This is a genomic window from Ilumatobacter sp. (assembly GCF_039969435.1).
GTDB lineage: Bacteria > Actinomycetota > Acidimicrobiia > Acidimicrobiales > Ilumatobacteraceae > Ilumatobacter_A.
The window spans coordinates 14,955-38,006 of sequence record NZ_JBDVNU010000004.1 but is presented as its reverse complement, the minus strand read 5'-3'; the positions used below and the strand labels follow the sequence as shown (position 1 = coordinate 38,006).

Below are 23,052 nucleotides of genomic sequence, written 5' to 3'. Positions count from 1 at the left end.
GGATGAAGTCGACGACGGAATCGGTCAGGGTGGCGATCGAGACCTCACCGGTCAAGGGCGGCGTCTCGCCGAACCCCGGCAGGTCAACGGCGATCACGTCACGGCGCTCGGCCAGCTCGTCGATGATCGGGGACCACGATTGCATCCCAGCGCCCAGACCGTGTACGAGCAGCAGCGGACTGCCGCTCCCTTTCCTCACGTGATTCAACATCAACCCTGTCTAGTCGCGCCTCTCACCGGCGAGATGATCGCCGCAAGCCTCCGCATCGACGAAGGCAGCACCGGCGTCGTCGCGTCACGTCGGCGCTGCCAGTGATCCACGATGTCAGGCCCCATGGTTCACCGTCCTGTATCCGCTCCCCTGAGCCACTTCAGCCTCTCGCCTCCACCGGTGCTCGGCGGGCGATCGTCTCGATCCGGGGTCCTGCATCGAAATCGGGTGCATCGGAACGGTCCTGGCAGCCAATTGGCCAAGAACCCCATCTTCGACCCGGCGGTAGGGGCAGCGCAGGTGCGCCGTTTCGGGGTGGAGCGAGAAGCGATGGTGGTCTGGAGTTCTGCGTGGCAAGCACCGGAGGAGATGGGCCGGTGATCGGTGCGGCGGCGGTGTCGGTCACACTTGGTGATCCGTTCGGTCGTGACCACACGCCGAAGCCGACAATCCATCCGAGAGGATCATCCATGCCCAATCCGAAGGGGTTCTCGATGTCGTATGACGACGTCATCCTCGGTCGACGGAGCATCCGCGGCTACAAGCCCGACCCCGTCCCTCGGCCGCTGATCGAGGAGATCATCGCGCTGGCCATGCGCGCGCCGTCGTCGATGAACACGCAGCCGTGGAACTTCTACATCATCACCGGCGAGCCCCTGGATCGCATCCGAGCCGGCAACACCGAACGAAATCTGGCAGGCGTACCGCAGTCGCGTGAGTTCCGCTTCGGCGCGGAATTCACCGGGCAGCACCGCGACCGACAGGTGAGCGTTGCGAAGCAACTCTTCGGCGCGATGGGGATCGCCCGCGAGGACAAGCAGGGTCGCCAGGACTGGGTGTTGCGCGGCTTTCGGCAATTCGACGCGCCGGTCTGCGTGATCGTCACCTATGACCGCGTGCTCGACGGCAGCGACGACGCACCATTCGACTGCGGCGCCGTGACCACCGCACTGGTCAACGCCGCTTGGTCGCGCGGGCTGGGTGCGGTCATCAACAGCCAGGGCATCATGCAATCGCCCGTGGTGCGCGAGCACGCCGGGATCGCCGACGACCAGGTGATCATGAAGAGCGTCGCTCTGGGCTGGCCAGACGAGACCTTCCCGGCGAACGCGGTGATCTCCGAACGCAAGCCAGTGGCTGATGCCACCGTCTTCGTCGGCTTCGACGAATGAGGCTCGCGGTGGGCACGCGATGAGTCGGAGCTGGAGGTCTTGGTGGAGCGTGTCGCTCATGCGCTCCACTTCCCGTGTGATCGACGAGTCGGATGGCGGTTGGTCGAGGTGCCAGGTGATCACGAGTTCGTGAGCTCGTCGAGTCGCAATCTGCGCAGCTCGACTGGGCCCGTGACACGATCGTCAAACCGGCGCAGACCCGGCGTTTGGGGGTCCGTTCGCATGTGCGGGCGTGAGAGGGTGATCGGGATGCATGCGTGCATGTCAGGGCGAGCGTTGCTCGTAGCATCGCCGTTGTCGCGAAAGGAACCATCAATGACTGCCGCACCCGACCTCCTCGTCTCCTCCGAACGCGCCGTCCAACGTGCACTGGTGACGCTCGAACACATGAACAGCGAGAACACCCAGGAGTGGGATCGCACCATGGCGACGTTCAGCCACGCTCGGTACGAGTTTCCCGATGGCCGCATCGTCGATGGCCACGACGACGTCATGGCCTACTGGCTCGAAGGCCGAGCAGCAATCCCTGACCAGCGAAACGAACTGATCAGCATCGAGATCGCTCCGGGTGGACAGACGGTCCTGCACTTCTACCTCCGCGGTTCCGATCAGACCACGGGCGACGGCTTCGAGGTCAAGCTGTGGGCCGTGTTCGACTTCGATGACGACAACCTCATGACGAACGAACGCGTCTACATCGACCGACCGACCGACGACGCGATCGCCGGCAACGGCTGACCTTTCGTTGCCCTTCGCTCGCGCTGCTTATTACGTACCTGGCGCGCAACGCTGAATCGCCGGCGTACTGGGAGTGCAGTAGTGCGAGGCGTCGGCGGCATTCGGGAGGCATGGTCGAGCCGGCGTTTGAGGGCACCCCAAAACGCGGTTGGCGACGCGCATTGTGGGATGACGGCCCGAGCAGCGACGTGCCGTTCTCGGGCGGTCATCTGGGCGAAGCCGGGTGTTGAGATGCGCTAGTGCGGGACAGACCGTTGTCGAGCGCGGGTGATGAGCTTCAGTTCGTTCGGCTGGTCAGGATGATCTTGGCAGTTTGTTGCGGCCAGTTTCGCGGTGGGGTGATTCCTGCGACGGCGTAGGCGTACCAGCTACCGGTGCACATGGTGACGAGCAGTTGCTGTGTCGGTCGGTCGGCACGGATGGTTCCGTCGGCGGCGGCTGCGGCGATGATCGCCGCGATTCGCCTACGGCGCGGGGCGACGACCGCTGCACGGTAGGCGTCTTTGATGGCGGGATCAGTTGCTTCGCTCAAGATGACCGCAGTGAGGCTGAGGCCGTTCGCAGCGACGATGCCCGAGCGGAAGGCGGCCAGTTCTGCGATGAGGTCGTCGACATGGTCGCCGGAGCGGTCGGGGGCTGTCGCTTCTGCAAGCGAGGCGACCGCAGCGACCGCGAGTCCGGTGATATCGGGATAGCGGCGGTAGATCGCCGGTCGAGTCGTGTGGGCCTCCTCGGCCACGGCGACATATGTCAGTCCGGCGAAGCCTGAGGACCGAAGGATGTCCAGGGCGGCCTCGACGATTGCGCGCTCCAGATCAGGGTCTCGTGGTCGGCCTCGTGTCGATGGCTCATTCATCACGAAACACGAAACTACCAATTTCGATCCACGGTTGTCACGAATGTGGGAATGCCCTACGATCCGTAATCGTTACATGGCTGTATCGGAACACCGTGGTGGTGTTCCCCAACAGGAAGGTGGACACCAGTGTCCGAACAGAAGAATGTTGCTTTCGTCCTGTCGAACAAGGCAGTCTCCTCGGTCACGGGTTGGCCGATCGGGTTCTGGCTCGCCGAGTTGACCCACGCGTACGAGGAGTTCGCAGACGCTGGCTTCGCCATCGCCTTGTTCAGCCCTGATGGCGGAGCGTTGTACATGGACGACTTCTCCGATCCTTATGCCGACAACGGCTATTCGGCAGACGACGAGATCTCGAAGCGCTTCCTCGAGAACCCCGAGAAGAAGGCACTGCTCGAATCGACCACGCCTCTGTCGGACCTCGATGCGTCGGCGTTCGACGCCGTGTTCCTGGTGGGTGGTCAGGGTCCGATGGAGACCTTCCGTCACAATCCCTCTGTCGAGGGTGTCGTGCGCGACTTCTACGAAGCAGGCAAGTCGACCGCCGTCGTGTGTCACGCAACCGCCGTGCTGCTCGATGTGACCGACTCGAACGGCGACTTGATCGTGGCCGGGAAGGAGTGGACTGGATTCACGAGGGCCGAGGAGGAGTACGTCGAGCAGAACGTGGGCCAGAAGTTCCAGCCCTTCTGGATCGAGGACGAGGCCGCCAAGATCGACAACACGACGTTCGTCGCTGCCGAGCCGATGTCGGCCCACGCGATCCGGTCGGGCAATCTGATCACCGGTCAACAGCAGAACTCCGGCGCTGCGGCTGCCAAGCTCGTGATCGAAGACATCGGATGACCCGCTCGATCGGTGTGGTGGGTGCCGGGATCGTCGGCACGAATCTCGCACGGGCGTTCATGTCGGTCGGTCACCACGTCGTGCTCGGGGCCCGGGACCCGCTGAGCGACAAAGCCGTTGCGGCCCGAAACGAGCTCGGGCTCGATGTCGTCTCGCTCGACCATGCTGCCGAGGGACGAGACGTCGTGGTGCTCGCGGTGCAGTATGCGGCGGTGACCGCCACTGTCGCAGCGCTCGGCGACGTCGGTGATGCCGTGCTGGTCGACGCCACGAACACCGTCGGCGAAGAGTTGCCGGAGGGTGCGACCAGCATCCTCGACGTCATCGCCGAGACGAACCCGTCAGCGACCGTCGTCAAGGGCTTCAACACGATCGGCGCCGAAGCGTTCGTGAAGCCCACGATCGATTCCAGGGCGCTGTTCCTCCCGATCGCCGGCGACCAGCCCGGAGCCGACCTGATCGCCGAACTCGCTACCGACATCGGGTTCGACGCGCTCGTCGTCGGTGACCGCACCACCGCTCGGATCGTCGAGAACGCCGCCGAGCTGTGGATCCACCTCGCGTTCCGAACCGGTCTCGGGCGAAGCTTCGGCTTCGCCCGCCTCGAACGATGACGGACCCCGACGGCCTCGGGCAGGACGGTCCTGTCACGACCATCGTCACTCGCACCGTGCCTGCCGAGCGGCGAGAGGACTACGAAGCATGGCTCCACCGCCTCCTTGTCAAGGCTGAACACCTCGACGGCTTCCTCGGCGCCGACGTCCATCGCCCCTCGGCTCAACACGATCGGTACACGAGCGTGTTCCGCTTCGCCACGCCTGAACACCTCGAAGCATTCCAGCGCAGCGACCTGTTCCACCAATCCCAAGCCGAGGCTGCGACGATCGTCGACAACGACCCGGTCTGGGATACCCACACCGGCTTCGAACTCTGGTTCAGCCCGCCACCAGGCACCAACGTCGCTCAACCGGTGCGCTGGCGAATGGCGCTCCTGATCGGAGCCGTCGTCTACGTACTCGTCCTCGTGTTCGGCGCGCTCGCCACCGCGTTCATCGGTGACTGGCCCACCCCATTGCGCCTTGCGATCGTGATCGCCATCGAGATCACGCTGATGACGTATGTGTTGTTGCCCTGGCTGACAAAACGTCTCGCCACCTGGATCTACCCCATCAACGAAACGGCCTGACATCGGGTTACGGGTGGCCGCAGCGACTCGATCTTCGTCAGCCTCGTAGCGACTTCACCCGACCGTGGTCACCATGCCAGGGATCGTCAGATCGTTGGTGTAACTGACCTGGCTCATGGTTGTTGTTGGGGATCTTCGGGCCTCAGAAGAGCGGCCTCGAAGGTGGTGGCGAAGGCATTGAGGGCGGGCCGCCAGCGGTTCCGTGACACCCCCCGCCGTTCATCAGTTCGGCGAGGAACGGATGGTCGGCATACGGGTCGACGTGCCGGTACAGAGCGGTCTGAGCGATCGAAGGCGCTTGTTGATACGCGCCGAAGGTAGGCGTATGGTTAGGCGTATGCCTCGTGTTCAGGTGTACTTGCCCGAAGATCTCCACGAGCAGCTGAAGCAGCGCGACCTCCCAGCCTCGGAACTCTTGCAGGTTGCGCTCCGCGCAGAGTTGGAGCGCCAGGACGCACTCGCTGAGACGGACCGATACCTCGAAGAACTCGCCGCTGAGGTCGGAGATCCCAGCCAGCGTCAACGGGCCACCGCAGATGCAATCGCTCGACGCATCCGCGATCGGTCGCTCGACCGAGTCGGGTGACCCGTGCTCGTCCTCGACAGCGGCGGCGTGTCGCGCCTGTCTGCGCGCACCAAGACAGCACTGTCGCTCATCGGAGCGCTCAAGGCTCAGGAACTGTGGCCACCAGTGGTCCCGACGATGGTTCTCGTCGAATCCCTACAAGGAGATCCGAGGCGCGACGCCAACACCCACCGATTCTTGAAGATGTGCATCATCGAACCGACAGTCAGCGAGTCGACTGCACGGCGAGCAGCCGAGCTGCGGCGACGGGTCAGAGCCGGTTCAGCTGTCGACGCACTCGTCGTCGCGATATCGGAGCCCGGAGGGACGGTCCTGACAGGTGACCGAGCCGACATCGAAGCGCTCGCCGCACACGCCAATGCAGTCGCCGTCGAGGTCATCTGACCGCTGGCGATCTGGAGCGGGTTGCCGCTCGAAGAAGTGCCGATCGCGCGCACGGCGTTCGACCTGCTCGGGAGCCGAGCCGCGAAGGAAGCCGATGTGTGGTTCAGTGACGGTGGAACATTTGGAGCTGGCGGCGGGATCGATGCGACGGTGCTGATCTTCGACGAATCGGTCCGAAGCCGGCTTCGCGGGCAAAGCGTGTTCGATGGCTTCGAGCTGACGGTCTGCCCGCAGCTACGCCCGACTTCACGAAGCCAGCGCGACCGTCACCGATGAGGCGCCGTCGCTGTGCGTTCGCGAGCGGGTTGCCGCTCGCGAGATGTGCCAATCAAGAGCGGTCACTGCGGCGCCACGACTGTGGCGTTCTGAGCTTCCGATGGCCGGAGTTCAGGCAACGGTCTTGCTGCCGTACTTTCGCTGGGCAGCCTGCTTGGTGACACCGAGCATCGCTCCGATCTCCGACCACGATCGATGGGCGCTGCGGGCGGCTCGTACAGCCGCATCGAGTTCGTCCTCGACGTGGCGCCGCTGGTCGACAAGTTCGGCGATCTGGCGCAAAGCATCTGTGTCGACTTCGCGAAGATCGCTGGAGTCGACCTCGTCGGCCCAACGCTCGAGGTTGGCTGCTCGTTCTTGCCGTGTTGAAGTCATTGCTTTCCCAGTCCTTTCAGGAACTTCGCTCGAGCCCGCATGGCATGGATCACCGCTGTTCCATCGTCGTCGGTGACGACGGCGACCTCCAGCGGATCGGCACTCGTGGACGGACCGATGAACATCGTGACTGCGTCGTCATCGGTCTCGAAGGCTCGCCAGTGATGTCGGAGGGCATGGAGCATGTCCTCATCGGAGACACCGTGCTTGCGGACGCTCGCCTCGATGTCCACCTCGGAAGCGTAACGACAAATTGAACAGCCGTCAACACATGTTGACGACGCCGCCCGGAACGTTCACAGGCGAGACACCTCACCCCGCTCTGGATCCGCCAAACTGCGCATCACTGGGCGTCCCATGATGTTCAACCCGAGCACCGTGCCGGGCCTCACCAATGTGCCGATCAGGGACACCGCACATGTTGCACGACGCAGCACTGGCCCGCCGGGTCGCTCGTCAACGTGAGGTGATTGTCGATGCCGCGGATGGCGTCCTGTGACCGGTGGTTGACGTACAACACCGCCGTCTCGTTGGACGCACAGATCCGTTCGATCAATGCGAGGACCAACTGACGGTTCATGTCGTCGAGACCGAGGCACGGTTCATCGAGAATCAGCAACGGCGGGTGTTTCACCATCGCACGGGCGATGAGGACGAGGCGCCGATCGCCGAACGACAAGCTGTTGAACGGCTCGTCTGCACGCTCCGACATCCCCAGCAGCGCGAGCCATTCATCGGCGATTGCCCGCTGCGTGTCGGTGCTCTTGCTGTACAGGCCGATGCTGTCGAAGAAGCCGGAGATGATCACGTTTCGCAGCCCGGTACCGACCCGGTACTCCCACTGCAGCGCAGTCGAGACGTATCCGATGTACTGCTTGATCTGCCAGATGCTCTCCCCCGTGCCGCGCTGGAACCCGAACACGAAGATGTCGTTGACGTAACACTGAGGATGATCGCCGGTGATCAACGACAACAGGCCGGTCTTGCCGCTGCCGTTCGGCCCGCTCAACTGCCAGTGCTGGTTCGGCTCGATCGTCCAGTCGAGATGCTCGAAGACCGTGTTCTCGGCGTAACGAATCGAGGCATCGGTGATTCGGACCAGAGGCTCGTCGGGGTCGAGAGCAGGCAGCCGATCAGCAGGATCGGCCTTCGGCACGTCGAGATCGCTCGTCGTGAGATGCAGGAGCCGTCGGAGGTCGGCCATCGCAGGCTCGTCGCTGCGTTCCACCCGATGGGGCAGGTGACCGTCGTCGACGTACGCGACGTGGGTGATGAACTCCGGAACCTCATCGAACCGGTTCAGCACGATGACCATGGGCACCGTCGTTGCGAGGACACGGAGGTACTCCTGGAGCCACGCCAGCGAATCATGATCGAGCCCATCGAAGGGTTCGTCCAGAACGAGCAGATCCGGCTGACTCGTCAGCGCTCCGATGAGCATCACCTTGCGGGTCTCGCCGGTCGAGAGTTTGCGGAACGCTCGATCGACCAGCGGCCGCAGGCCCAACCTGTCGACCAGTTCGTTCGCCAGTTCGTGATCCCGGCACACCGCGTCGATGATCTCTCGGACGGGTGTGCCGTGCGAGATCACATCCAGGATGTCGGCATCATCCTTGCGACGTTCGGCTTCGATGAGCTCGGCTTGCCGTTCGTAGGAAACGAGTGCGACCCGTTCGGGTACGCCGGACCATCTCCCCGAGACCCGCTCGCCGACCCCGGCGAGCGCTGCCGCGAGCGCCGACTTGCCGGAGCCGTTGGCACCGGTGACCAGCCAGTGCTGTCCCGGTTCGATCACCCAGTCGATGTCGTCGAGGCGGAATCGCCCGTCGAAGTCGACCGACACGGCTTCGAGACAAATGGCGTCCACGGTTCGAGAGAGCTTGATCGAGAAAGTCTGATCGAGACGAGCTGATCGAGACGATCCGCTCTAGACGATCTGCTTCATGTCGGCCATGTAGCCGCGCAGTTCCGCGCCGATCGCCTCGACCGGATGGCTGCGGATCGCTGCGTTCACCTCGATGAGGCGGGCGTTGTCGACGCCGGTGTCGCTGAGGTCGAGACCCTTGCCGATGACATCGGTCGAGATGCCCTTCATGAACTCACCCAGCAGCGGCACACAAGCGTGGTTGTACAGGTAGCAGCCGTACTCGGCCGTGTCCGAGATGGTCGCGTTCATCTCGTAGAGCTTCTTGCGGGCGATGGTGTTGGCGATCAAGGGCGTCTCGTGCAGTGACTCGTAGTAGGCCGAATCGGCGACGATGCCTGCGGAGGTCATGGTCTCGAAGGCGAGTTCGACGCCGGCTTTCACCATGGCGACCATGAGGATGCCGTTGTCGAAGTACTCCTGCTCGGAGATCTCGACGTCGCCGGCCGGCGTCTTCTCGAACGCGGTCTCCGCGGTGTCCGCCCGCCAGCCGAGCAGCTTGGCGTCGTCGTTGGCCCAGTCGTCCATCATTCCCGACGAGAACGTGCCCGTCATGATGTCGTCCTGGTGCTTCCAGTAGAGCGGACGCATGATGTCCTTCATCTGTTCCGCCAGATCGAAGGCTCGGATCTTCGCCGGGTTCGACAGACGGTCCATCATGTTGGTGACGCCGCCGTACTTCAGCGCTTCGGTGACCGTCTCCCAGCCGTACTGGATCAGCTTCGACGCGTAGCCGGCATCGATGCCCTCCTCGATCATCTTGTCGAAGCACAACAGCGACCCGGTCTGCAACATGCCACACAGGATGGTCTGCTCGCCCATGAGGTCGGACTTGACCTCGGCGATGAACGACGACATGAGCACACCGGCCTTGTGGCCGCCCGTGCCCACGGCATAGGCCTTCGCGAGTGCGAGACCCTCGCCGTTCGGATCGTTGTCCTCGTGCACGGCGATCAGGGTCGGCACACCGAAGCCGCGCACGTACTCGGCGCGGACTTCCGAGCCCGGGCACTTGGGGGCGACCATGATGACGGTGAGGTCCTCGCGGATCTGCATGCCCTCTTCGACGATGTTGAAGCCGTGCGAATACGACAGGCAGGCGCCGTGCTTCATCAGCGGCATGATCGTGTCGACCACCGAGGAGTGCTGTTTGTCCGGGGTGAGATTCAAGACCACGTCGGCGGTGGGAAGCAGCTCTTCATAGGTGCCGACGGTGAAGCCGTTCTCCGTGGCGTTCTTCCACGACTGACGCTGCTGCTCGATGGCCTCGGCGCGCAGTGTGTAGGAGACGTCCAGGCCACTGTCTCGAAGGTTCAGACCCTGATTGAGTCCCTGCGCACCACAGCCGATCACGACGATCTTCCTGCCCTTGAGCGCGTCGACGCCCTCGGTGAACTCGTCGAGGTGCATGAAACGGCACTTGCCGAGTTCGGCGAGCTGCTCTCGGAGCGGGAGGGTGTTGAAGTAGTTGGCCATGGGGCACTCGATCTGTGTTCGCAGGGTCGGACGGACGAATCCTAACGGTCGGTGATCGTCTCGGAAATTGACATATGTGCAACGCATCATCCCGATTCGTGCAACACTCGTGCAGAGCCCCTCGCCTCACACCCCGATGAACATCACCACACTCGAACACTTCGTCGTCCTCAGCGAAACCCTCCACTTCGGTCGAGCCAGCGCTCGAGCCAACATCAGCACCTCGGCACTGTCGCGCCACATCCGCCAGCTGGAGACCGAGCTCGACGTGTCGCTGTTCGATCGCGACAACCGCACCGTCGAACTCACCGCCGAAGGGCTCAAGTTCCAGCGTTACGCCCGTGACGCGCTGCAGCAGTGGGAGCAGATCCGTTACGAGCTCACCGACCCGGCCGAGCAACTCCAGGGCGAGATCAGCCTGTGGTGTTCGGTCACGGCCAGCCACAGCATCCTGGTCGACCTGTTGAACCGCTTCCGACCCGCTCATCCCCAGGTCGAGATCAAGCTGCAGACCGGGGATCCCGAGCAGGCGATCTCCCGAGTCCTGGCGCGAGAGGAGGAGTTGGCCATCGCCGCTCGCCCCGGGAGCCTGCCGGCAGGGGTGGTCTTCAAGCCGATCCGGACCTCGCCGCTCGTCTTCATCGCGCCGATCGACCCGGCGGACCCCACGCAGACATCACTCGACGACCCCGCCACCTGGCAGCAGACCCCGATGATCCTCGCAACCAGCGGGATTGCCCGAGAACGTGTCGACAACTGGTTCCGGACCTTCGGCGTCACACCGAAGATCTACGCCAGGGTCGCCGGCAACGAGGCGATCGTCAGCATGGTCAGCCTGGGGCTCGGGGTCGGAGTGGTTCCCCAGATCGTGCTCGACAACAGCCCACATACCGCTCGCGTCCGCATTCTCGACGTCACGCCCGCCCTCGCCGCCTACGACCTGGGGCTGTTCACCCTGAAGCGTCACCTCGCGAACCCACTGGTGAGCGCCTTCTGGTCGCTCCTCCCCGAGGCTGCACCGTCGTCCGGCTGATCCGAGCGTCCGCGATGCGGCACCACGGTCGATGCAGGTGACACCGAGCGTCGCCGTCGTTTTCGCTTCGACGTGTCGGGGTACTGCCGGCAGGTGATCGGCTTCCTGTCGTGGGACCTGCACATCGGCTGGCTCGTCCTCGGAGGCATCGCGATGGTGGCGATGGTGGTGCTCCCGCGCATCCTGCACGCTCGGCCGCTGTCGGTCCCGATCATCTACGTCGCCGTCGGTTTCGCCGCGTTCAGTCTCTCGGGTGAGCTGCGCGGCCCACGACCGCTCGGCATCGGTTTCGACAGCGCCGCGATCGAATACGCCACCGAGCTCATCGTCATCATCTCCCTCGTCGGAGCGGGTCTGCGCATCGAGCGACGGCCCGGCCTGATCCGGTGGAACAGCGTCTGGCGGCTGCTGGCGATCGCGATGACGCTGTCGATCCTCGCTGCGATCGGCCTCGCCGGTGTGCTCCTCGGGCTCGCCGCTGCGCCCGCGATCCTGCTCGCCGCGGTGCTGGCTCCGACCGATCCGGTGCTCGCCGACGACGTGCAACTCGGTCGACCGGGTGAAGGTGACGACGAGCGCGACGAAGTCCGCTTCACCCTGACCACCGAGGCCGGCCTGAACGACGGTCTCGCCTTCCCCGTGGTGCACCTGGCGATCGCCGTCACCACTGCGGGCGTCGCCGGTTCGCTCCTCGAATGGGTCGCGTACGACGTCGGGCTGCGGATCGCACTCGGACTGGGCATGGGACTGGCGCTGGGCGCCGCGGTCAACGTGTTCGGGAATCGCACGGGTGAGTTCTTCAGGAACCAGACCAGCGAGGGTCTGTTCTCGCTCGGCGCCACGATCCTCGTCTACGGACTCACCGAGGTGGTGAACGGATACGGCTTCCTCGCCGTGTTCGTCGCCGCGCTCGTGCGTGGCGCCGGCGATGACGACTACCGGCGCAACGCCCACGACTTCATCGAACAGATCGAGTCGATCCTGGTCGCCGTCGCGCTCCTGGCGTTCGGTGCGGTCCTCAGCGAGGGGATCCTCGACGCACTCACCTGGCCGGGTGTCGCCTTCGCCGTTCTCTTCGTGTTCGTCGTCCGCCCCGTTGCCGGATGGATCGCGTTGATCGGGCGGCCGATGCCCGGGCGCGAGCGCATCGCCATCGCGTTCTTCGGCATCCGCGGCCTCGGCAGCATCTACTACCTCGCCTACGCCGCCAACCACGCCGACTTCGGTGGCGCCCTCCCCGAGGTGTGGGCCGTCGTGTCGCTCACGATCCTGTTGTCGATCGGAGTGCACGGGATCAGCGCCTCGCCGCTGATGCGTCGCCTCGACCTACGACGCGACGAGGAGACACCCGCGGGCGACGACACTCGCGACCTCGAATCGAAGGGATTCACACCATGAGCAACGAAGCGCCCCCGGGAAACCGCGGCCCCGCCCCGAAGAGCCGGGCACCCCACTACATCGGCCTCGTCGCCGTGGTGGTGGTCCTCGCGGTCATCTTCGTCGCCGTGCGCTGACGAGGCGGCGCTCAGGACCAGATGGGGTGATGGCGCTGGTCGATCTCGTCGAGCAGGACGATCGTCTCGGCGGATCGCACGCCGTCGATCTGTTGGAGTTCGTGGAGGGCGACGTCGCGGAGGTGTTCGAGCGACGCGGCCCGGACGAGCAGCACGAAGTCGTACCGTCCGGTCGCCACCCCCAACCACTCCACGCCCGGCAGTGCCCGCAGCTCGCTGCGCAGGTCGCGCCACCGGCCCTGGCGGACGTCGATCATCACGAGCGCCGAGACCGTCAGACCCACGGCGGCGGGAACCACGCGCGCTGAGAACCCGTCGATGACCCCCGAGTCGAGGAGTCGGTCGAGACGGTTGTAGGCGGTCGCACGTCCGATGGACAGTTGCTCGGACAGCGCCGGTGCCGAGATGCGGCCGTCGGCTCGCAACGCGTCGATCATCTCACGGTCGATGTCGTCCAGGTTCGACATCGTACGAAAGTACCTCATCGATGCTTTTCGGCACCGATCGTCTCCGTTGTCCGCCTGTTCAGGCACCGAACGATCGACATCCGCGAAGATGGAGAGATGGTCGACGCCTCGATCGAGCCGCCCCACACGTACTGGAAGCGACGCGCCGAGGTGGCGGAGCTCGCCGCCGGCGTGGAGAGCCCGGCTGTTGACATCGCGTACACCGACGTCGAGAACGGTGTCTGGACGCAGGTCGCCGATGCTCTCGGACCGCTCTGGGAGCAACACGCGTCGGCCGAGGTCCTCGCCGCTCGGGACCGACTGGCTCTGCCCACCGATCGGGTGCCGCAACTCCGCGAGGTCAGCGAGTCGCTCCTCCCGCTGACCGGGTTCGAGTTCCGTGCGGTTCCTGGCCTCGTTCCGAGCGTCGAGTTCTTCGGCGGACTCGGGCGCGGCCTGTTCTCGTCGACGCAGTACGTGCGGTGGGAGGGTTCACCGCTCTACACCCCCGAGCCCGATGTGATCCACGAGGTGTTCGGCCACGCGAACGCCCTCGCGTGCCCGGAACTCGCCGATCTCCATCGGCTGGCGGGGCAGGCGATGCAACGGGTCGAGGGCGAGCGCCAGCGGCAGGCACTCGCCGACGTGTTCTGGTTCACGGCCGAGTTCGGTGTCGTCCGGGAGCGGGGGAGTGTCCGTGCCTACGGGGCCGGCCTGCTCAGTTCGGTCGGCGAACTCGCGTGGTTCGCCGAGCATGCCGACATCCGCCGGATCGACGTGCGGGAGATGGCGACGACCGGCTACGACATCGACGAGTACCAACCCGTGCTGTTCGCCGCAGACTCGCTCGATCAGGTCCTCGGCGAGGTCGGCGGCTTCTTCGAGTCGGCGACCGACGAGTCGATCGCCCGACTCGTCACTCCCACGGAGCTCAGCGAGCCCAGGTGAACGGATAGTCCGGATCGGACGCGTCACGCGCTGCGTCGGTGACGCGGAGCGGACCGAACGTGTCGAGCATCACGGCGACCTCCTCGGTGCGTGTGGCGTCGAGGCTGCCCTCGACGCTCCCCGGTTGCGGTCCGTGCACGAACCCGGCCGGGTGGTACGAGATCGAACCGACGCCGATCCCGGAGCCGGCCCGGCTCATGAAGTCCCCCTCGGAATAGAACAGCACTTCGTCGGAGTCGGTGTTCGCGTGGTGGTACGGCACCTTGACGGCGTCGGGGTGGAAGTCGAACGGTCGGGGGACGAACGAGCAGATCACGGCGCCCGGCAGCTCGAAGGTCTGGTGGACCGGAGGAGGCTGGTGGATGCTGCCGACGATCGGTTCGAAGTCGTGGATGTTCAATGCGTACGGGTACACGCATCCGTCCCAGCCGACGACGTCGAAGGGGTGGTGACGGTGGACGTGGCGTGACCATCCGCCCCGGTTCCGGACGAGAACCGGAACGTCGTCGTCGTGTTCCACCACCGGCTCCTCGGGGCCACGCAGGTCACGTTCGCAGTACGGCGCGTGTTCGAGGAACTGCCCGTGATCGGAGAGGTGACGCCGTGGCGCCCCGATGTGCCCTCGCGACCCGATGACGAGCAACCGCAGCGGACCGTCGGTCACGATCCACCGATGCGTGGCCGATGCCGGGACCACCACGTAGTCACCGGGACCGACCGTGAGGCGACCGAACACCGAATCGAGTCGGCCGGTACCTGCCTGGACGTAGACGAGTTCGTCGCCGGTGGCGTTGCGATACAGGCCGCTGCTCCGGTCGGCCTCGACCCACGACACCTCGACGTCGTCGTTCACGAGCAGCACACGTCGACCGGTCACTGCGTCGCTCGACGAGTCGGCGCCGGATGCGTCGACGCCCGAGCCGACCAGGGCCGTGCGGATGTGGCGGGGGGTGACGGGACGATCGGGTGTCGCATCGACGGTGTCGTCGCCGACCTCGATCGCCTCGATCGCGGTGAGCGCCGACGGCGAGTGGCGGTGGTACAGCAGCGACGAGTCCGAGGAGAACCCCTCCTGGCCCATCAGTTCCTCGGCGAAGCGGTGACCCGAATCGTCGGTGTGGTGGGTGTGGCGCTTCCTCGGGACGTCGCCGACCCTGCGGTAGTGGGGCATGGTCAGTTCTCCTTCGTGGTCGTGTCGTCGTCGGTCGGTGACGGGATGATCGTCCCGGTCACCGTGCCCACGCCGATCCTGGTGAGGGGGTCGCTGCCGGCCCAACCCCGCACGGTGACCGTGTCGCCGTCGGCGAGGAACGCCCTGCACGTCCCGTCGGGCAATGCGACCGTGTGGACGCCGCCCCGGGTGATCTCGATCAGGCTGCCTTCGCTGCCGGGGGTGGGGCCGGACACGGTGCCCGACGCGAACAGATCACCCGGGCGAAGGTGCGCTCCGTTCGCCGTCAGGTGAGCGATCTGCTGCGCAGCGGTCCAGTACATGTCGGCGAATCCCGTTGTGCTGATCACCACCGGATCGATGCCCTGCGCTGCCATGTCGGCGGACTGGATCGACACCTCGAGGTGGAGGTCGAAGCCCGTTGAGGCCTCGGTTCGGAGGTACTCGCTCACCACCGGATCCTGCGTGGGCGGTGGCACCCGGAACGGCTCGAGCGCATCGAGGGTGACGATCCACGGTGACATGGACGTCGCGAAGCTCTTCCCGAGAAGCGGTCCGAGGGGCTGGTACTCGAAGGACTGGATGTCGCGCGCCGACCAGTCGTTGACGAGACACAGACCGAACAGGTGGTCTTCCGCGTCGGCGGTGCTGACGCGGCGGCCCGGGGTCGAGGCGGCGCCGCACACGAAGCCGACCTCCGACTCGAAGTCCAGCGCCGTCGTGGGGGCGTCGACGGGTGTGTCGTCGACCAGTCGCAGCCCGGCGGGTCGGGCGACGGGGGTCCGGTCGATCACGATCGTGCCCGATCGACCGTGATAGCCGACGGGGAGGTGCCGCCAGTTCGGGAGGAGCGGCTCACCGCCCGGGCGGAAGAGTCGGCCGAGGTTCGTCGCGTGGTGCAGCGACGAGTAGAAGTCCACGTAGTCGCCGATGCCGACCGGCAGACACATGGTCACGTCGTCGAGTCGGATCAACGCATCCGCCAGCAGGCTCTCCATCGACGGGTCGGCGAGCACCGCCGCCGCCCGGTCGCGGACCGCTCGGTGCGCGCGACGTCCGAGGCCGGCGAACTCGTTCAGGGTGCCGGCGGCATCGAGGAGTCCGTGCGCTGCGGCGGTGCCTGCGAACTGTCGACTCGCAGCGCCGATGTCGAGGGCGTGTTCGCCGATCGCAACGAGTGCGGCGACCGTTCCGTCGGGTCGTCGTCCGACTCCGAACGGGAGGTTGTGCAACGGGAACGGTGAGTCGTCCGGGACGGGCACCCACGAAGCGACCGGCTCCGACGAGATGGACGCAGCGGTCACAGGTTTCCTCGACGCTCCTGCTCACGTTCGATCGACTCGAACAGCGCTTTGAAGTTGCCCTCGCCGAAACCGGTGGCGCCACCGCGTTGGATGATCTCGACGAAGACGGTCGGTCGATCGGTGATCGGCTCGGTGAACAACTGCAGCAGGTGGCCGTCGTCTTCGTTGTCGACCAGGATGCCGAGACGTTGGAGTGCGTCCCAGGGCAGTTCGAGGAAGTCGAGTCGCGTCCGGACGTCGTCGAAGTACGCCTCGTTCGCTTCGAGGAAGCGGACACCGCGCGACCGGAGCCCGGAGATCGCCTGCACGATGTCGGACGTGCCCAACGCGATGTGCTGCACCCCGGGCCCGCGATAGGTGTCCAGGTACTCCTGGATCTGGCTGCGCTTGAGGCCGGCCGCGGGTTCGTTGAGCGGCATGGTCACTCCGGCGTCGTTGGTCATCACCGTGGAGCGGAGGGCGCTGTACTCCGTGGCGATCTGGTGCTCGTCGAAGTGGCGGAGTTGGCGGAAACCCATCACGTCCTCGTAGAACGCGACCCACCGGTCGAGGTCGCCCTCGGCGACGTTGCCGACCACGTGGTCGATGTGCGTCAACCCGACCGACGGCCCTTCGGGCTCCGACGGGAGACCGGTGGTGACGTAGCCCGGGCAGTAGTGGCCGCGGTAGTCGCTGCGGTCGACGAACGTGTGCTTCGTCTCCCCGTACGTGCCGATCGCGGCGAGGCGCAACGTGCCGTGGTCGTCGGACAGTTCGTAGGGCTCGAGCACCGACGTGGCACCTCGGGCGATCGCGGCCTCGTAGGTCGCAGTGGCGTCGTCGACGACCATCGCCAGGTCCTGCGCGCCGTCGCCGTGCTCGCGGACGTGGCTCCAGATCGGCGAGTCGGGGGTCAGGCCCGCCGTGACGACGAATCGGATGTCGCCCTGTTCGAGGAGGTAGGAGGCCACGTCGTCGCGACCGGTCTCGGGCCCCGCGTACGCGGTGATCCGGAAGCCGAAGGCCGCGGAGAGGAATCCCGCCGTGGCGCGAGCGTTGCCGACGTAGAACTCGAGTGAGTCCCAGCCTCGGATTCGCGTTGCGGGGGCGGTCGGTGCGAGATCGAATGCGGTCACGGGAGTCTCCGGAGATCGTGGGCGGGCATGCAGAACGCGACACGATGCTCGTGTTCGCCGATCATCTCCGCAAGAGTCGACCTTCGAACTGGGCAGAGTGCCGGAAATCGAGCGATTCGGGCGTGCAACACTGGTCAACATGACCATCGACGACCTCGACGTCCGACTGATCCGACTGATGCGATCGTCACCGAACCTGCCCGTCGTGGAGATGGCTCGTCGCCTCGGCGCCGCCCGGGGCACCGTGCAGGCGCGACTCGATCGCCTGGACCGCGACGGCGTGATCACCGGGTTCGGGCCCGACGTGGGCGCAGCCGCGGTCGGTCACGGCGTCCTGGCCTTCACGACGTTGGAGATCGCACAGGGGAGCGGTGGCCAGATCGTGGACGGGCTTCGTGAGGTCCCGGAGGTGTTGGAGGTGCACGCGGTCACCGGTCCCGGCGATCTGCACCTCAAGGTGGTCGCACGATCCAACGATCATCTGCACGAAGTGCTCGAGCGGGTGCTCGCACTTCCCGGCATCACTCGGACTCGGACGCAACTCGCACTGCACACCTGGATCGACCGCTCGATGGCCGATCTGATCGCCCGGTTCTCGCCCGACTGACACGCCGAGATCGACGCCTCGAGCGGTCGGACAGCGGTCACTCGAATTTTCTGCGACGCGAAGTTAGGTCGGCGGGCGACCGGGGTACGTTCGTCCCAGTTCGCCACGTCATTCTCTCCTCACCATCCCTCCCGTGTGAATGAGAACGACGTGCACGACGGCAGCGGAACCTCCGGGTTCCGCTGCTGTCGTTTTCGACTCGACCGCAGGGCGACCCGAATCCCGACTTGTCCGGTCGGGATTTCCGTGCGTAGTGTGTCCCCCCATGAGCGACCAGTGGGGTTTCGAGACCAAGCAGATCCATGTCGGCGGCGAACCCGATCCGACGACCGGGGCCCGAGCGGTGCCGATCTACCAGACGACCTCGTTCGAGTTCCAGAACGCAGACCATGCAGCCAACCTGTTCGCACTGGCCGAGGTCGGAAACATCTACACGCGCATCATGAACCCGACGCAGGGGGCGCTCGAGGCGCGCCTCAACGCGCTCGAAGGCGGCTGCATCACCGCGATCGGTCTGCCCGGAGCGCTCGCCGTCGCCTCGGGGCAGGCGGCGACGACGCTCGCGATCATGAACCTCGCCGAATCCGGTGACCACGTCGTGGCATCGCCGTCGCTCTACGGCGGTTCCTACAACCTGCTCCACTACACCCTGCCGAAGATGGGCATCAGCGTCACCTTCGTCGACGACCCGCACGACCTCGAGCAGTGGCGAGCCGCTTCGACGCCGGCGACGAAGTGCTTCTACGGCGAAGTGCTCCCCAACCCGAAGAACGACGTGTTCGACATCAGGGGTGTCAGCGATGTCGCCCACGAGGTCGGGGTGCCACTGATCGTCGACAACACCGTCGCGACGCCGTACCTGATCCGCCCGCTGGAACACGGCGCCGACATCGTGGTGCACAGCCTGACCAAGTTCATCGGCGGGCACGGCACGTCGATCGGCGGCGCGATCATCGACGGCGGAACCTTCGACTACGGCGATGCCGAGCGCTTCCCGAACTTCAACGAGCCCGACCCGAGCTACCACGGCCTGCCCTACTGGCCCGGCCTCGGCCACGGAGCGTTCATCCTCAAGGCCCGCGTCCAGTTGCTTCGCGACATCGGCATGGCGATCTCGCCGTTCAACGCGTTCATGTTCCTCCAGGGCCTCGAGACGCTGAGCCTGCGCATGGAGCGACACTGGTCCAACGCGCAGAAGGTGGCCGAGTTCCTCGACGCCCACGATCAGGTCGAGTCCGTCAACTACTCCGGTCTCCCGTCGAGCCCCTGGCACGAGCGAGCCAAGGAACTCGGTGGCGGCAAGGGCTACGGCTCGGTCCTCGCCTTCGAGATCAAGGGCGGCCACGAGGCGGGCAAGAAGTTCGTCGAAGGCGTCACCCTGCACAGTCACGTCGCCAACATCGGTGACGCCCGCAGCCTCGTGATCCATCCCGCGTCCACGACCCACAGCCAGTTGACGCCCGAGGAGCAGGCGGCCAGCGCCGTCACCGCCGGGCTCGTGCGACTGTCGGTGGGCCTCGAGTCGATCGACGACATCCTCGCCGACCTCGAGCAGGGTTTCGCCGCCGCGGCGCTCTGACCGGGGTTCGTGGACGCGACTCAGGTCCCGAGGGTGTCGCGCAGGCTCCGTGAGTGGATGTCGAGGGTGGCCGCCAGGGACGAGTCGAGTGCGACGTCCTGCGATCTGACCTGACCCGATTCGGCGACCGTCGAACTCGCCAGGTCGGCGTGCGGGAAGCCGGCGAATGCTGCCAGTCGGAGGGCGTAGTCGAGCCGTGACATGCGTTCGGGCCCGGCGACGTGCAAGACGCCGCCCAACCCGTGTTGAGCGGCGACGACACCCACGGCGCGTGCGACGTCGTCGGCATGGACGGGGCAGCGGAACTCGTCGGTGAAGAACGTCGCGGTCGGACGTCCGCTCCGCAACGACGCAGCCAGTTCGTGCTGGAACGCGCTCGGCGTGTCGCTGCCGTACAGCAGTGACGTGCGGATGATCGCAGCGTCGGGCGCCACCGAGGTCACCGCGAGTTCGGCATCGCGCTTGTCGATGCCGTACTGGAGGATCGGGTCGGGGACGTCACGTTCGGTGTAGGGCGAGGGCCGACCGGCGAACACGACGTCGGTCGACAGGTGGACCAGTCTGCTGCCGGCGGCGACGCACGCTTCGGCGACATGGCGTGAACCGTCGACGATCGTCCGGCGGTCCTTCCTGTAGGCCAGGTGTGCCACGACATCGGGCTTCCACGAGGTGATCGTGTCGAGCACCCCGGAACGGTGGGTGACGTCCATCGACGTCGAGGTGGGTGCGATCATCTCCCACTCCTCGCTGATGGGCCCGCGCACGAGGTGACGCCCCAGAAAGCCCGACGCGCCGGTCACCAACATCACGCGGCGTCGACGGTGCAGCTTCACGACGCCCAACCTACGTCGGCACCTGCCGAGGGGGTCCGCACCGGAGAGGCGTGACACCGGTAGACATCACTGGTGCCGATTCTCCATGCGATCGTCCTCGGGCTCGTGCAGGGCCTCTCGGAGTTCCTCCCGATCTCGTCGAGCGGCCACCTCCTGCTCGTTCCGTGGTTGTTCGGCTGGGACGACTTCGCCGGGGCCGACGGCGAGTCGGTCAAGAAGACCTTCGACGTCGCCCTCCACCTGGGCACGTTCGTGGCGGTCCTCGGCTACTTCCGTCGTGACGTCGTCGTCTACGTGCGCGACGGGACGAAGCTCGTCTTCTCCCGGCAGAAGCCGACCACCGTGGAGGGTCGTCTCGCATGGTTCTTCGTGCTGGCGACCCTTCCGGCGGCAGCGATCGGCGCCGTGTTCGAGGACGTCATCGACGAAGCGCTGGGCACCCCGCTCATCATCGCCATCTCGCTCATCGTGTTCGGTGTGCTGCTCGGGTGGGCCGATCGGATCGCCGGCCGGCGCCAACTCGAGGAGTTCGGTGCCCCCGATGCACTCAAGGTCGGTCTCGCTCAGGCGCTCGCGCTGAACCCGGGGACGTCCCGTTCGGGCATCACCATCACGGCCGCCCGCGCGATCGGATTCGATCGCGACTCGGCGGCGCGCATCAGCTTCGTGATGTCGCTCCCCGTGATCGCCGGAGCCGTTGCGGTCAAGAGCCTGGGGTTGTTCACCGGTGAGGTCGACAGCGATCTCTACGTCCCGATGGCGGTCGGAATCGTGACGTCGGGAGTCTCGGGACTGCTCGCCGTGTGGGGCACGCTGCGGCTGATCCGCACGCGGAGCTTCATGCCGTTCGTCGTGTACCGCATCGCCGCGGGGGTGTTCGTGCTCGCGCTGATCGCCACCGGTGTGCGCAGCGGTTCGGCCTGAACCCGGAGCTCTGCGCGCACGCAGCGCCGGGCACCTCGCCTCATCTCGGGGCCTCATCTCGGGAACGCGAGCGACGCGAGCCGAGTCTGGGCCGCTGCCGACACGATCGCCGCATCGCCAGGGTCCAGCGCGACGAAGACGACGTCGCCGTCGATCGCGACGATGCGCGCCTCGTCGGCCAGCACGATGCCTTCGCTGTGGACCGCCACCGGGAGACCGACGGTCACGTTCGCCATCGCGCCCTGCAACAGCGGGTCGCTGATGGCGACGACCACGTCACCGTCGTCGGCGGCAGCGGCCGGCCCGGGACCGGCGGTGACGTCGGCGGTCGTGACGACCTCGCCGACCCCGATCCGCTGACGTGCCACGCTGCCGACCGGGGCGGCGTCGAGCGCCGAAGCCGGTATCGCGGCCGCCGGCAGGTCTCGCTCCTCCACGGTGAGCGGGTCGCCCGCTGCATGATCGTGGGTCGCGACGAAGACCGTCCGCTGCTGGGTCCAGGACTGTCGGGCGGCTTCGACGCCGTGCAGTTGGCCGAGGACGAGCCACCCGGCGGTCACCGAGGCAGCAGCGACGGCCGACCAGCGGATCCACGGACGTCGAGCGAGTGCGAGCCGGAGGGCCGGGATCGCCCGGCCGGGCGTGGTGATCATCTGGAACTCCTGTCGATCGTGGTCGAGAGGAGGGAGTCGGTCCGGGCAGGGTAGCCACGGCGGGAGCGGTTCAGGGCAGGTCGGGGATCGCCTCGGCGAGCAACCGCTTCACGTTGCCGACGTTGGCGGCCACGACCGCCATCACCGCGTCCATGGTCACGGGTGCGTCGTCGCCGGCGGCGTCGTGCGCTGCTCCCGCATCTCGATCGGTGACGAGGGCGACCGTCGCGTACGGCACGCCGACCTCGGCCGCCAGCACGGCCTCGGGGTGCCCGGTCATGTTCACGACGTCCCACCCCATTCGTGTGAACCACTGCGACTCGGCGCGCGTGGAGAAGCGCGGCCCCTCGATGACGACCATGGTGCCGCCGTCGTGCACGCGGACGTCGCCGAGGGTGCTGCCGGCGGACACGAGTGATCGACGCAGGTCCGCGTCGTACGGGTCGGCGAACGGTTGGTGGTGGACCGGTGCCGCCGACCCGGGACGCCCGTCGTCGGCGCCTGCATCGTGGAAGGTCGACGGGCGGCCCTGGGTCCGGTCGACGAGTTGATCGACCACCACGAAGTCGCCGACGTCGAGGTGGGGCTGCAGCGCTCCGACCGAACACGGGCCGATGATCGAACGGACGCCGAGTGACGCGAGGGCCCACACGTTGGCGCGGAACGGGACGCGGTGGGCAGCGAAGCGGTGCTCGCGACCGTGCCGGGCGATGAACGCCACTCGCCGTCCCGACACGCTGCCGACCCGGACCGACGATGCCGCAGGCCCGAACGGTGTGTCCACGTGGAGATCGACGGCGTCATCGACGAAGTCGTAGAAGCCGGACCCTCCGAAGATCCCGACGTCGACGCCGAGGTCGGCTGCTCGCGGGTGAGGCCCGACCCGCACCGTCGG

The 23,052-nt window shown here is 66.2% G+C and carries 26 protein-coding genes; 13 read left to right on the top strand and 13 right to left on the bottom strand.

Going from position 1 to position 23,052, the window contains the following annotated elements; all coding sequences use genetic code 11:
• A partial coding sequence (locus ABJK40_RS00480) for an alpha/beta fold hydrolase (RefSeq protein ID WP_348482935.1) occupies positions 1–214 on the bottom strand: 214 nt, incomplete at its 3' end.
• A gap of 491 nt (positions 215–705) precedes the next feature.
• On the opposite strand from ABJK40_RS00480, the gene ABJK40_RS00475 reads away from it, so the two are divergent.
• On the top strand, positions 706–1,383 hold the full coding sequence (locus ABJK40_RS00475; protein ID WP_348482939.1) for a nitroreductase: 678 nt from the start codon (positions 706–708) through the stop codon (positions 1,381–1,383).
• A 315-nt stretch (positions 1,384–1,698) separates the two neighbouring features.
• Positions 1,699–2,121, top strand: a complete 423-nt coding sequence (locus tag ABJK40_RS00470) for a nuclear transport factor 2 family protein (RefSeq protein ID WP_348482934.1) — start codon at positions 1,699–1,701, stop codon at positions 2,119–2,121.
• A gap of 277 nt (positions 2,122–2,398) precedes the next feature.
• Here the strand turns inward: ABJK40_RS00470 and ABJK40_RS00465 are convergent, their stop codons facing one another.
• Positions 2,399–2,977, bottom strand: coding sequence for a TetR/AcrR family transcriptional regulator C-terminal ligand-binding domain-containing protein (locus ABJK40_RS00465; protein ID WP_348482938.1), 579 nt, complete (start codon positions 2,975–2,977; stop codon positions 2,399–2,401).
• A gap of 129 nt (positions 2,978–3,106) precedes the next feature.
• Here ABJK40_RS00465 and ABJK40_RS00460 point away from each other — a divergent pair, with 129 nt between their 5' ends.
• The 5 genes from ABJK40_RS00460 to ABJK40_RS00440 all read left to right on the top strand — a co-directional run bounded on the left by ABJK40_RS00460 (position 3,107) and on the right by ABJK40_RS00440 (position 6,255).
• Positions 3,107–3,823 carry a type 1 glutamine amidotransferase domain-containing protein gene (locus tag ABJK40_RS00460; protein WP_348482933.1) on the top strand — a complete coding sequence of 239 codons (717 nt, stop codon included), beginning with the start codon at positions 3,107–3,109 and terminating at the stop codon, positions 3,821–3,823.
• Positions 3,820–4,437, top strand: a complete 618-nt coding sequence (locus tag ABJK40_RS00455) for an NAD(P)-binding domain-containing protein (protein ID WP_348482932.1) — start codon at positions 3,820–3,822, stop codon at positions 4,435–4,437. The genes ABJK40_RS00460 and ABJK40_RS00455 overlap by 4 nt, the downstream gene beginning before the upstream one ends.
• Positions 4,434–5,009: an antibiotic biosynthesis monooxygenase gene (locus tag ABJK40_RS00450; protein ID WP_348482931.1), complete on the top strand. Its 576-nt coding sequence runs from the start codon at positions 4,434–4,436 to the stop codon at positions 5,007–5,009. Before ABJK40_RS00455 ends, ABJK40_RS00450 begins: the two co-directional genes overlap by 4 nt.
• Positions 5,010–5,346: 337 nt before the next feature.
• On the top strand, positions 5,347–5,595 hold the full coding sequence (locus tag ABJK40_RS00445; RefSeq protein WP_348482930.1) for a hypothetical protein: 249 nt from the start codon (positions 5,347–5,349) through the stop codon (positions 5,593–5,595).
• Between the two features lie 405 nt (positions 5,596–6,000).
• Positions 6,001–6,255: a hypothetical protein gene (locus ABJK40_RS00440; protein ID WP_348482929.1), complete on the top strand. Its 255-nt coding sequence runs from the start codon at positions 6,001–6,003 to the stop codon at positions 6,253–6,255.
• Between the two features lie 111 nt (positions 6,256–6,366).
• On the opposite strand, the gene ABJK40_RS00435 is transcribed toward ABJK40_RS00440, so the two are convergent.
• From ABJK40_RS00435 to ilvC, 4 genes are all read right to left on the bottom strand, one after another.
• The gene (locus tag ABJK40_RS00435) at positions 6,367–6,630 is read right to left on the bottom strand and encodes a hypothetical protein (RefSeq protein ID WP_348482928.1); all 264 of its coding nucleotides are present in this window, start codon (positions 6,628–6,630) and stop codon (positions 6,367–6,369) included.
• Positions 6,627–6,863: a hypothetical protein gene (locus tag ABJK40_RS00430; protein ID WP_348482927.1), complete on the bottom strand. Its 237-nt coding sequence runs from the start codon at positions 6,861–6,863 to the stop codon at positions 6,627–6,629. The genes ABJK40_RS00435 and ABJK40_RS00430 overlap by 4 nt, the downstream gene beginning before the upstream one ends.
• A gap of 170 nt (positions 6,864–7,033) precedes the next feature.
• Entirely contained in the window at positions 7,034–8,497 is a 1,464-nt protein-coding gene (gene modF / locus ABJK40_RS00425; RefSeq protein WP_348482926.1) for a molybdate ABC transporter ATP-binding protein ModF, read from the bottom strand.
• Positions 8,498–8,557: 60 nt separating this feature from the next.
• On the bottom strand, positions 8,558–10,030 hold the full coding sequence (ilvC, locus tag ABJK40_RS00420; protein WP_348482925.1) for a ketol-acid reductoisomerase: 1,473 nt from the start codon (positions 10,028–10,030) through the stop codon (positions 8,558–8,560).
• Positions 10,031–10,166: 136 nt separating this feature from the next.
• Between ilvC and ilvY the strand changes: the two genes are divergently transcribed.
• Complete coding sequence (gene ilvY, locus ABJK40_RS00415; protein WP_348482924.1) at positions 10,167–11,063, top strand: HTH-type transcriptional activator IlvY; 897 nt, start codon at positions 10,167–10,169, stop codon at positions 11,061–11,063.
• Positions 11,064–11,156: 93 nt separating this feature from the next.
• Positions 11,157–12,461, top strand: a complete 1,305-nt coding sequence (locus tag ABJK40_RS00410) for a cation:proton antiporter (protein ID WP_348482923.1) — start codon at positions 11,157–11,159, stop codon at positions 12,459–12,461.
• A gap of 127 nt (positions 12,462–12,588) precedes the next feature.
• On the opposite strand, the gene ABJK40_RS00405 is transcribed toward ABJK40_RS00410, so the two are convergent.
• On the bottom strand, positions 12,589–13,044 hold the full coding sequence (locus ABJK40_RS00405; protein ID WP_348482922.1) for an Lrp/AsnC family transcriptional regulator: 456 nt from the start codon (positions 13,042–13,044) through the stop codon (positions 12,589–12,591).
• Positions 13,045–13,140: 96 nt separating this feature from the next.
• On the opposite strand from ABJK40_RS00405, the gene ABJK40_RS00400 reads away from it, so the two are divergent.
• Complete coding sequence (locus ABJK40_RS00400; RefSeq protein ID WP_348482921.1) at positions 13,141–13,971, top strand: phenylalanine 4-monooxygenase; 831 nt, start codon at positions 13,141–13,143, stop codon at positions 13,969–13,971.
• Here ABJK40_RS00400 and ABJK40_RS00395 read toward each other — a convergent pair.
• Genes ABJK40_RS00395 through hppD form a run of 3 tightly spaced genes read right to left on the bottom strand, consistent with a single transcriptional unit; the run spans position 13,955 to position 17,561 of the window.
• A complete protein-coding gene (locus ABJK40_RS00395) occupies positions 13,955–15,142 on the bottom strand; it encodes a cupin domain-containing protein (RefSeq protein ID WP_348482920.1) in 1,188 nt (395 codons plus the stop codon). The genes ABJK40_RS00400 and ABJK40_RS00395 overlap by 17 nt on opposite strands.
• Positions 15,143–15,144: 2 nt before the next feature.
• The gene (gene fahA / locus ABJK40_RS00390) at positions 15,145–16,446 is read right to left on the bottom strand and encodes a fumarylacetoacetase (protein ID WP_348482919.1); all 1,302 of its coding nucleotides are present in this window, start codon (positions 16,444–16,446) and stop codon (positions 15,145–15,147) included.
• The gene (gene hppD, locus ABJK40_RS00385) at positions 16,443–17,561 is read right to left on the bottom strand and encodes a 4-hydroxyphenylpyruvate dioxygenase (RefSeq protein ID WP_348482918.1); all 1,119 of its coding nucleotides are present in this window, start codon (positions 17,559–17,561) and stop codon (positions 16,443–16,445) included. The genes fahA and hppD overlap by 4 nt, the downstream gene beginning before the upstream one ends.
• Positions 17,562–17,700: 139 nt before the next feature.
• Here hppD and ABJK40_RS00380 point away from each other — a divergent pair, with 139 nt between their 5' ends.
• Both ABJK40_RS00380 and ABJK40_RS00375 read left to right on the top strand, forming a co-directional pair.
• Positions 17,701–18,168 (top strand): Lrp/AsnC family transcriptional regulator, encoded by a 468-nt coding sequence (locus ABJK40_RS00380; protein ID WP_348482917.1) that lies wholly within the window; start codon positions 17,701–17,703, stop codon positions 18,166–18,168.
• A gap of 265 nt (positions 18,169–18,433) precedes the next feature.
• Positions 18,434–19,747: a bifunctional o-acetylhomoserine/o-acetylserine sulfhydrylase gene (locus ABJK40_RS00375; protein WP_348482916.1), complete on the top strand. Its 1,314-nt coding sequence runs from the start codon at positions 18,434–18,436 to the stop codon at positions 19,745–19,747.
• Positions 19,748–19,767: 20 nt separating this feature from the next.
• Here ABJK40_RS00375 and ABJK40_RS00370 read toward each other — a convergent pair whose 3' ends face one another.
• A complete protein-coding gene (locus ABJK40_RS00370) occupies positions 19,768–20,580 on the bottom strand; it encodes a sugar nucleotide-binding protein (protein ID WP_348482915.1) in 813 nt (270 codons plus the stop codon).
• Positions 20,581–20,652: 72 nt separating this feature from the next.
• Between ABJK40_RS00370 and ABJK40_RS00365 the strand changes: the two genes are divergently transcribed.
• Positions 20,653–21,504 carry an undecaprenyl-diphosphate phosphatase gene (locus tag ABJK40_RS00365; protein WP_348482914.1) on the top strand — a complete coding sequence of 284 codons (852 nt, stop codon included), beginning with the start codon at positions 20,653–20,655 and terminating at the stop codon, positions 21,502–21,504.
• Between the two features lie 53 nt (positions 21,505–21,557).
• Here the strand turns inward: ABJK40_RS00365 and ABJK40_RS00360 are convergent, their stop codons facing one another.
• Both ABJK40_RS00360 and ABJK40_RS00355 read right to left on the bottom strand, forming a co-directional pair.
• Positions 21,558–22,157 (bottom strand): SAF domain-containing protein, encoded by a 600-nt coding sequence (locus ABJK40_RS00360; RefSeq protein WP_348482913.1) that lies wholly within the window; start codon positions 22,155–22,157, stop codon positions 21,558–21,560.
• Positions 22,158–22,227: 70 nt separating this feature from the next.
• Positions 22,228–23,046: an S-methyl-5'-thioadenosine phosphorylase gene (locus ABJK40_RS00355; RefSeq protein WP_348482912.1), complete on the bottom strand. Its 819-nt coding sequence runs from the start codon at positions 23,044–23,046 to the stop codon at positions 22,228–22,230.
• Positions 23,047–23,052 lie beyond the last annotated feature (6 nt).

Excerpts from the sequence above, each read along its gene's own strand:
- ilvC (WP_348482925.1), bottom strand. The coding sequence starts at position 10,030 with ATGGCCAACTACTTCAACACCCTCCCGCTCCGAGAGCAGCTCGCCGAA.
- ABJK40_RS00400 (WP_348482921.1), top strand. The coding sequence starts at position 13,141 with ATGGTCGACGCCTCGATCGAGCCGCCCCACACGTACTGGAAGCGACGC.
- ABJK40_RS00455 (WP_348482932.1), top strand. The coding sequence starts at position 3,820 with ATGACCCGCTCGATCGGTGTGGTGGGTGCCGGGATCGTCGGCACGAAT.
- ABJK40_RS00405 (WP_348482922.1), bottom strand. The coding sequence starts at position 13,044 with ATGTCGAACCTGGACGACATCGACCGTGAGATGATCGACGCGTTGCGA.
- ABJK40_RS00475 (WP_348482939.1), top strand. The coding sequence starts at position 706 with ATGTCGTATGACGACGTCATCCTCGGTCGACGGAGCATCCGCGGCTAC.
- ABJK40_RS00435 (WP_348482928.1), bottom strand. The coding sequence starts at position 6,630 with ATGACTTCAACACGGCAAGAACGAGCAGCCAACCTCGAGCGTTGGGCC.
- ilvY (WP_348482924.1), top strand. The coding sequence starts at position 10,167 with ATGAACATCACCACACTCGAACACTTCGTCGTCCTCAGCGAAACCCTC.
- ABJK40_RS00450 (WP_348482931.1), top strand. The coding sequence starts at position 4,434 with ATGACGGACCCCGACGGCCTCGGGCAGGACGGTCCTGTCACGACCATC.
- ABJK40_RS00360 (WP_348482913.1), bottom strand. The coding sequence starts at position 22,157 with ATGATCACCACGCCCGGCCGGGCGATCCCGGCCCTCCGGCTCGCACTC.
- ABJK40_RS00395 (WP_348482920.1), bottom strand. The coding sequence starts at position 15,142 with ATGCCCCACTACCGCAGGGTCGGCGACGTCCCGAGGAAGCGCCACACC.
- ABJK40_RS00375 (WP_348482916.1), top strand. The coding sequence starts at position 18,434 with ATGAGCGACCAGTGGGGTTTCGAGACCAAGCAGATCCATGTCGGCGGC.
- ABJK40_RS00380 (WP_348482917.1), top strand. The coding sequence starts at position 17,701 with ATGACCATCGACGACCTCGACGTCCGACTGATCCGACTGATGCGATCG.
- ABJK40_RS00465 (WP_348482938.1), bottom strand. The coding sequence starts at position 2,977 with ATGAATGAGCCATCGACACGAGGCCGACCACGAGACCCTGATCTGGAG.
- ABJK40_RS00470 (WP_348482934.1), top strand. The coding sequence starts at position 1,699 with ATGACTGCCGCACCCGACCTCCTCGTCTCCTCCGAACGCGCCGTCCAA.
- ABJK40_RS00445 (WP_348482930.1), top strand. The coding sequence starts at position 5,347 with ATGCCTCGTGTTCAGGTGTACTTGCCCGAAGATCTCCACGAGCAGCTG.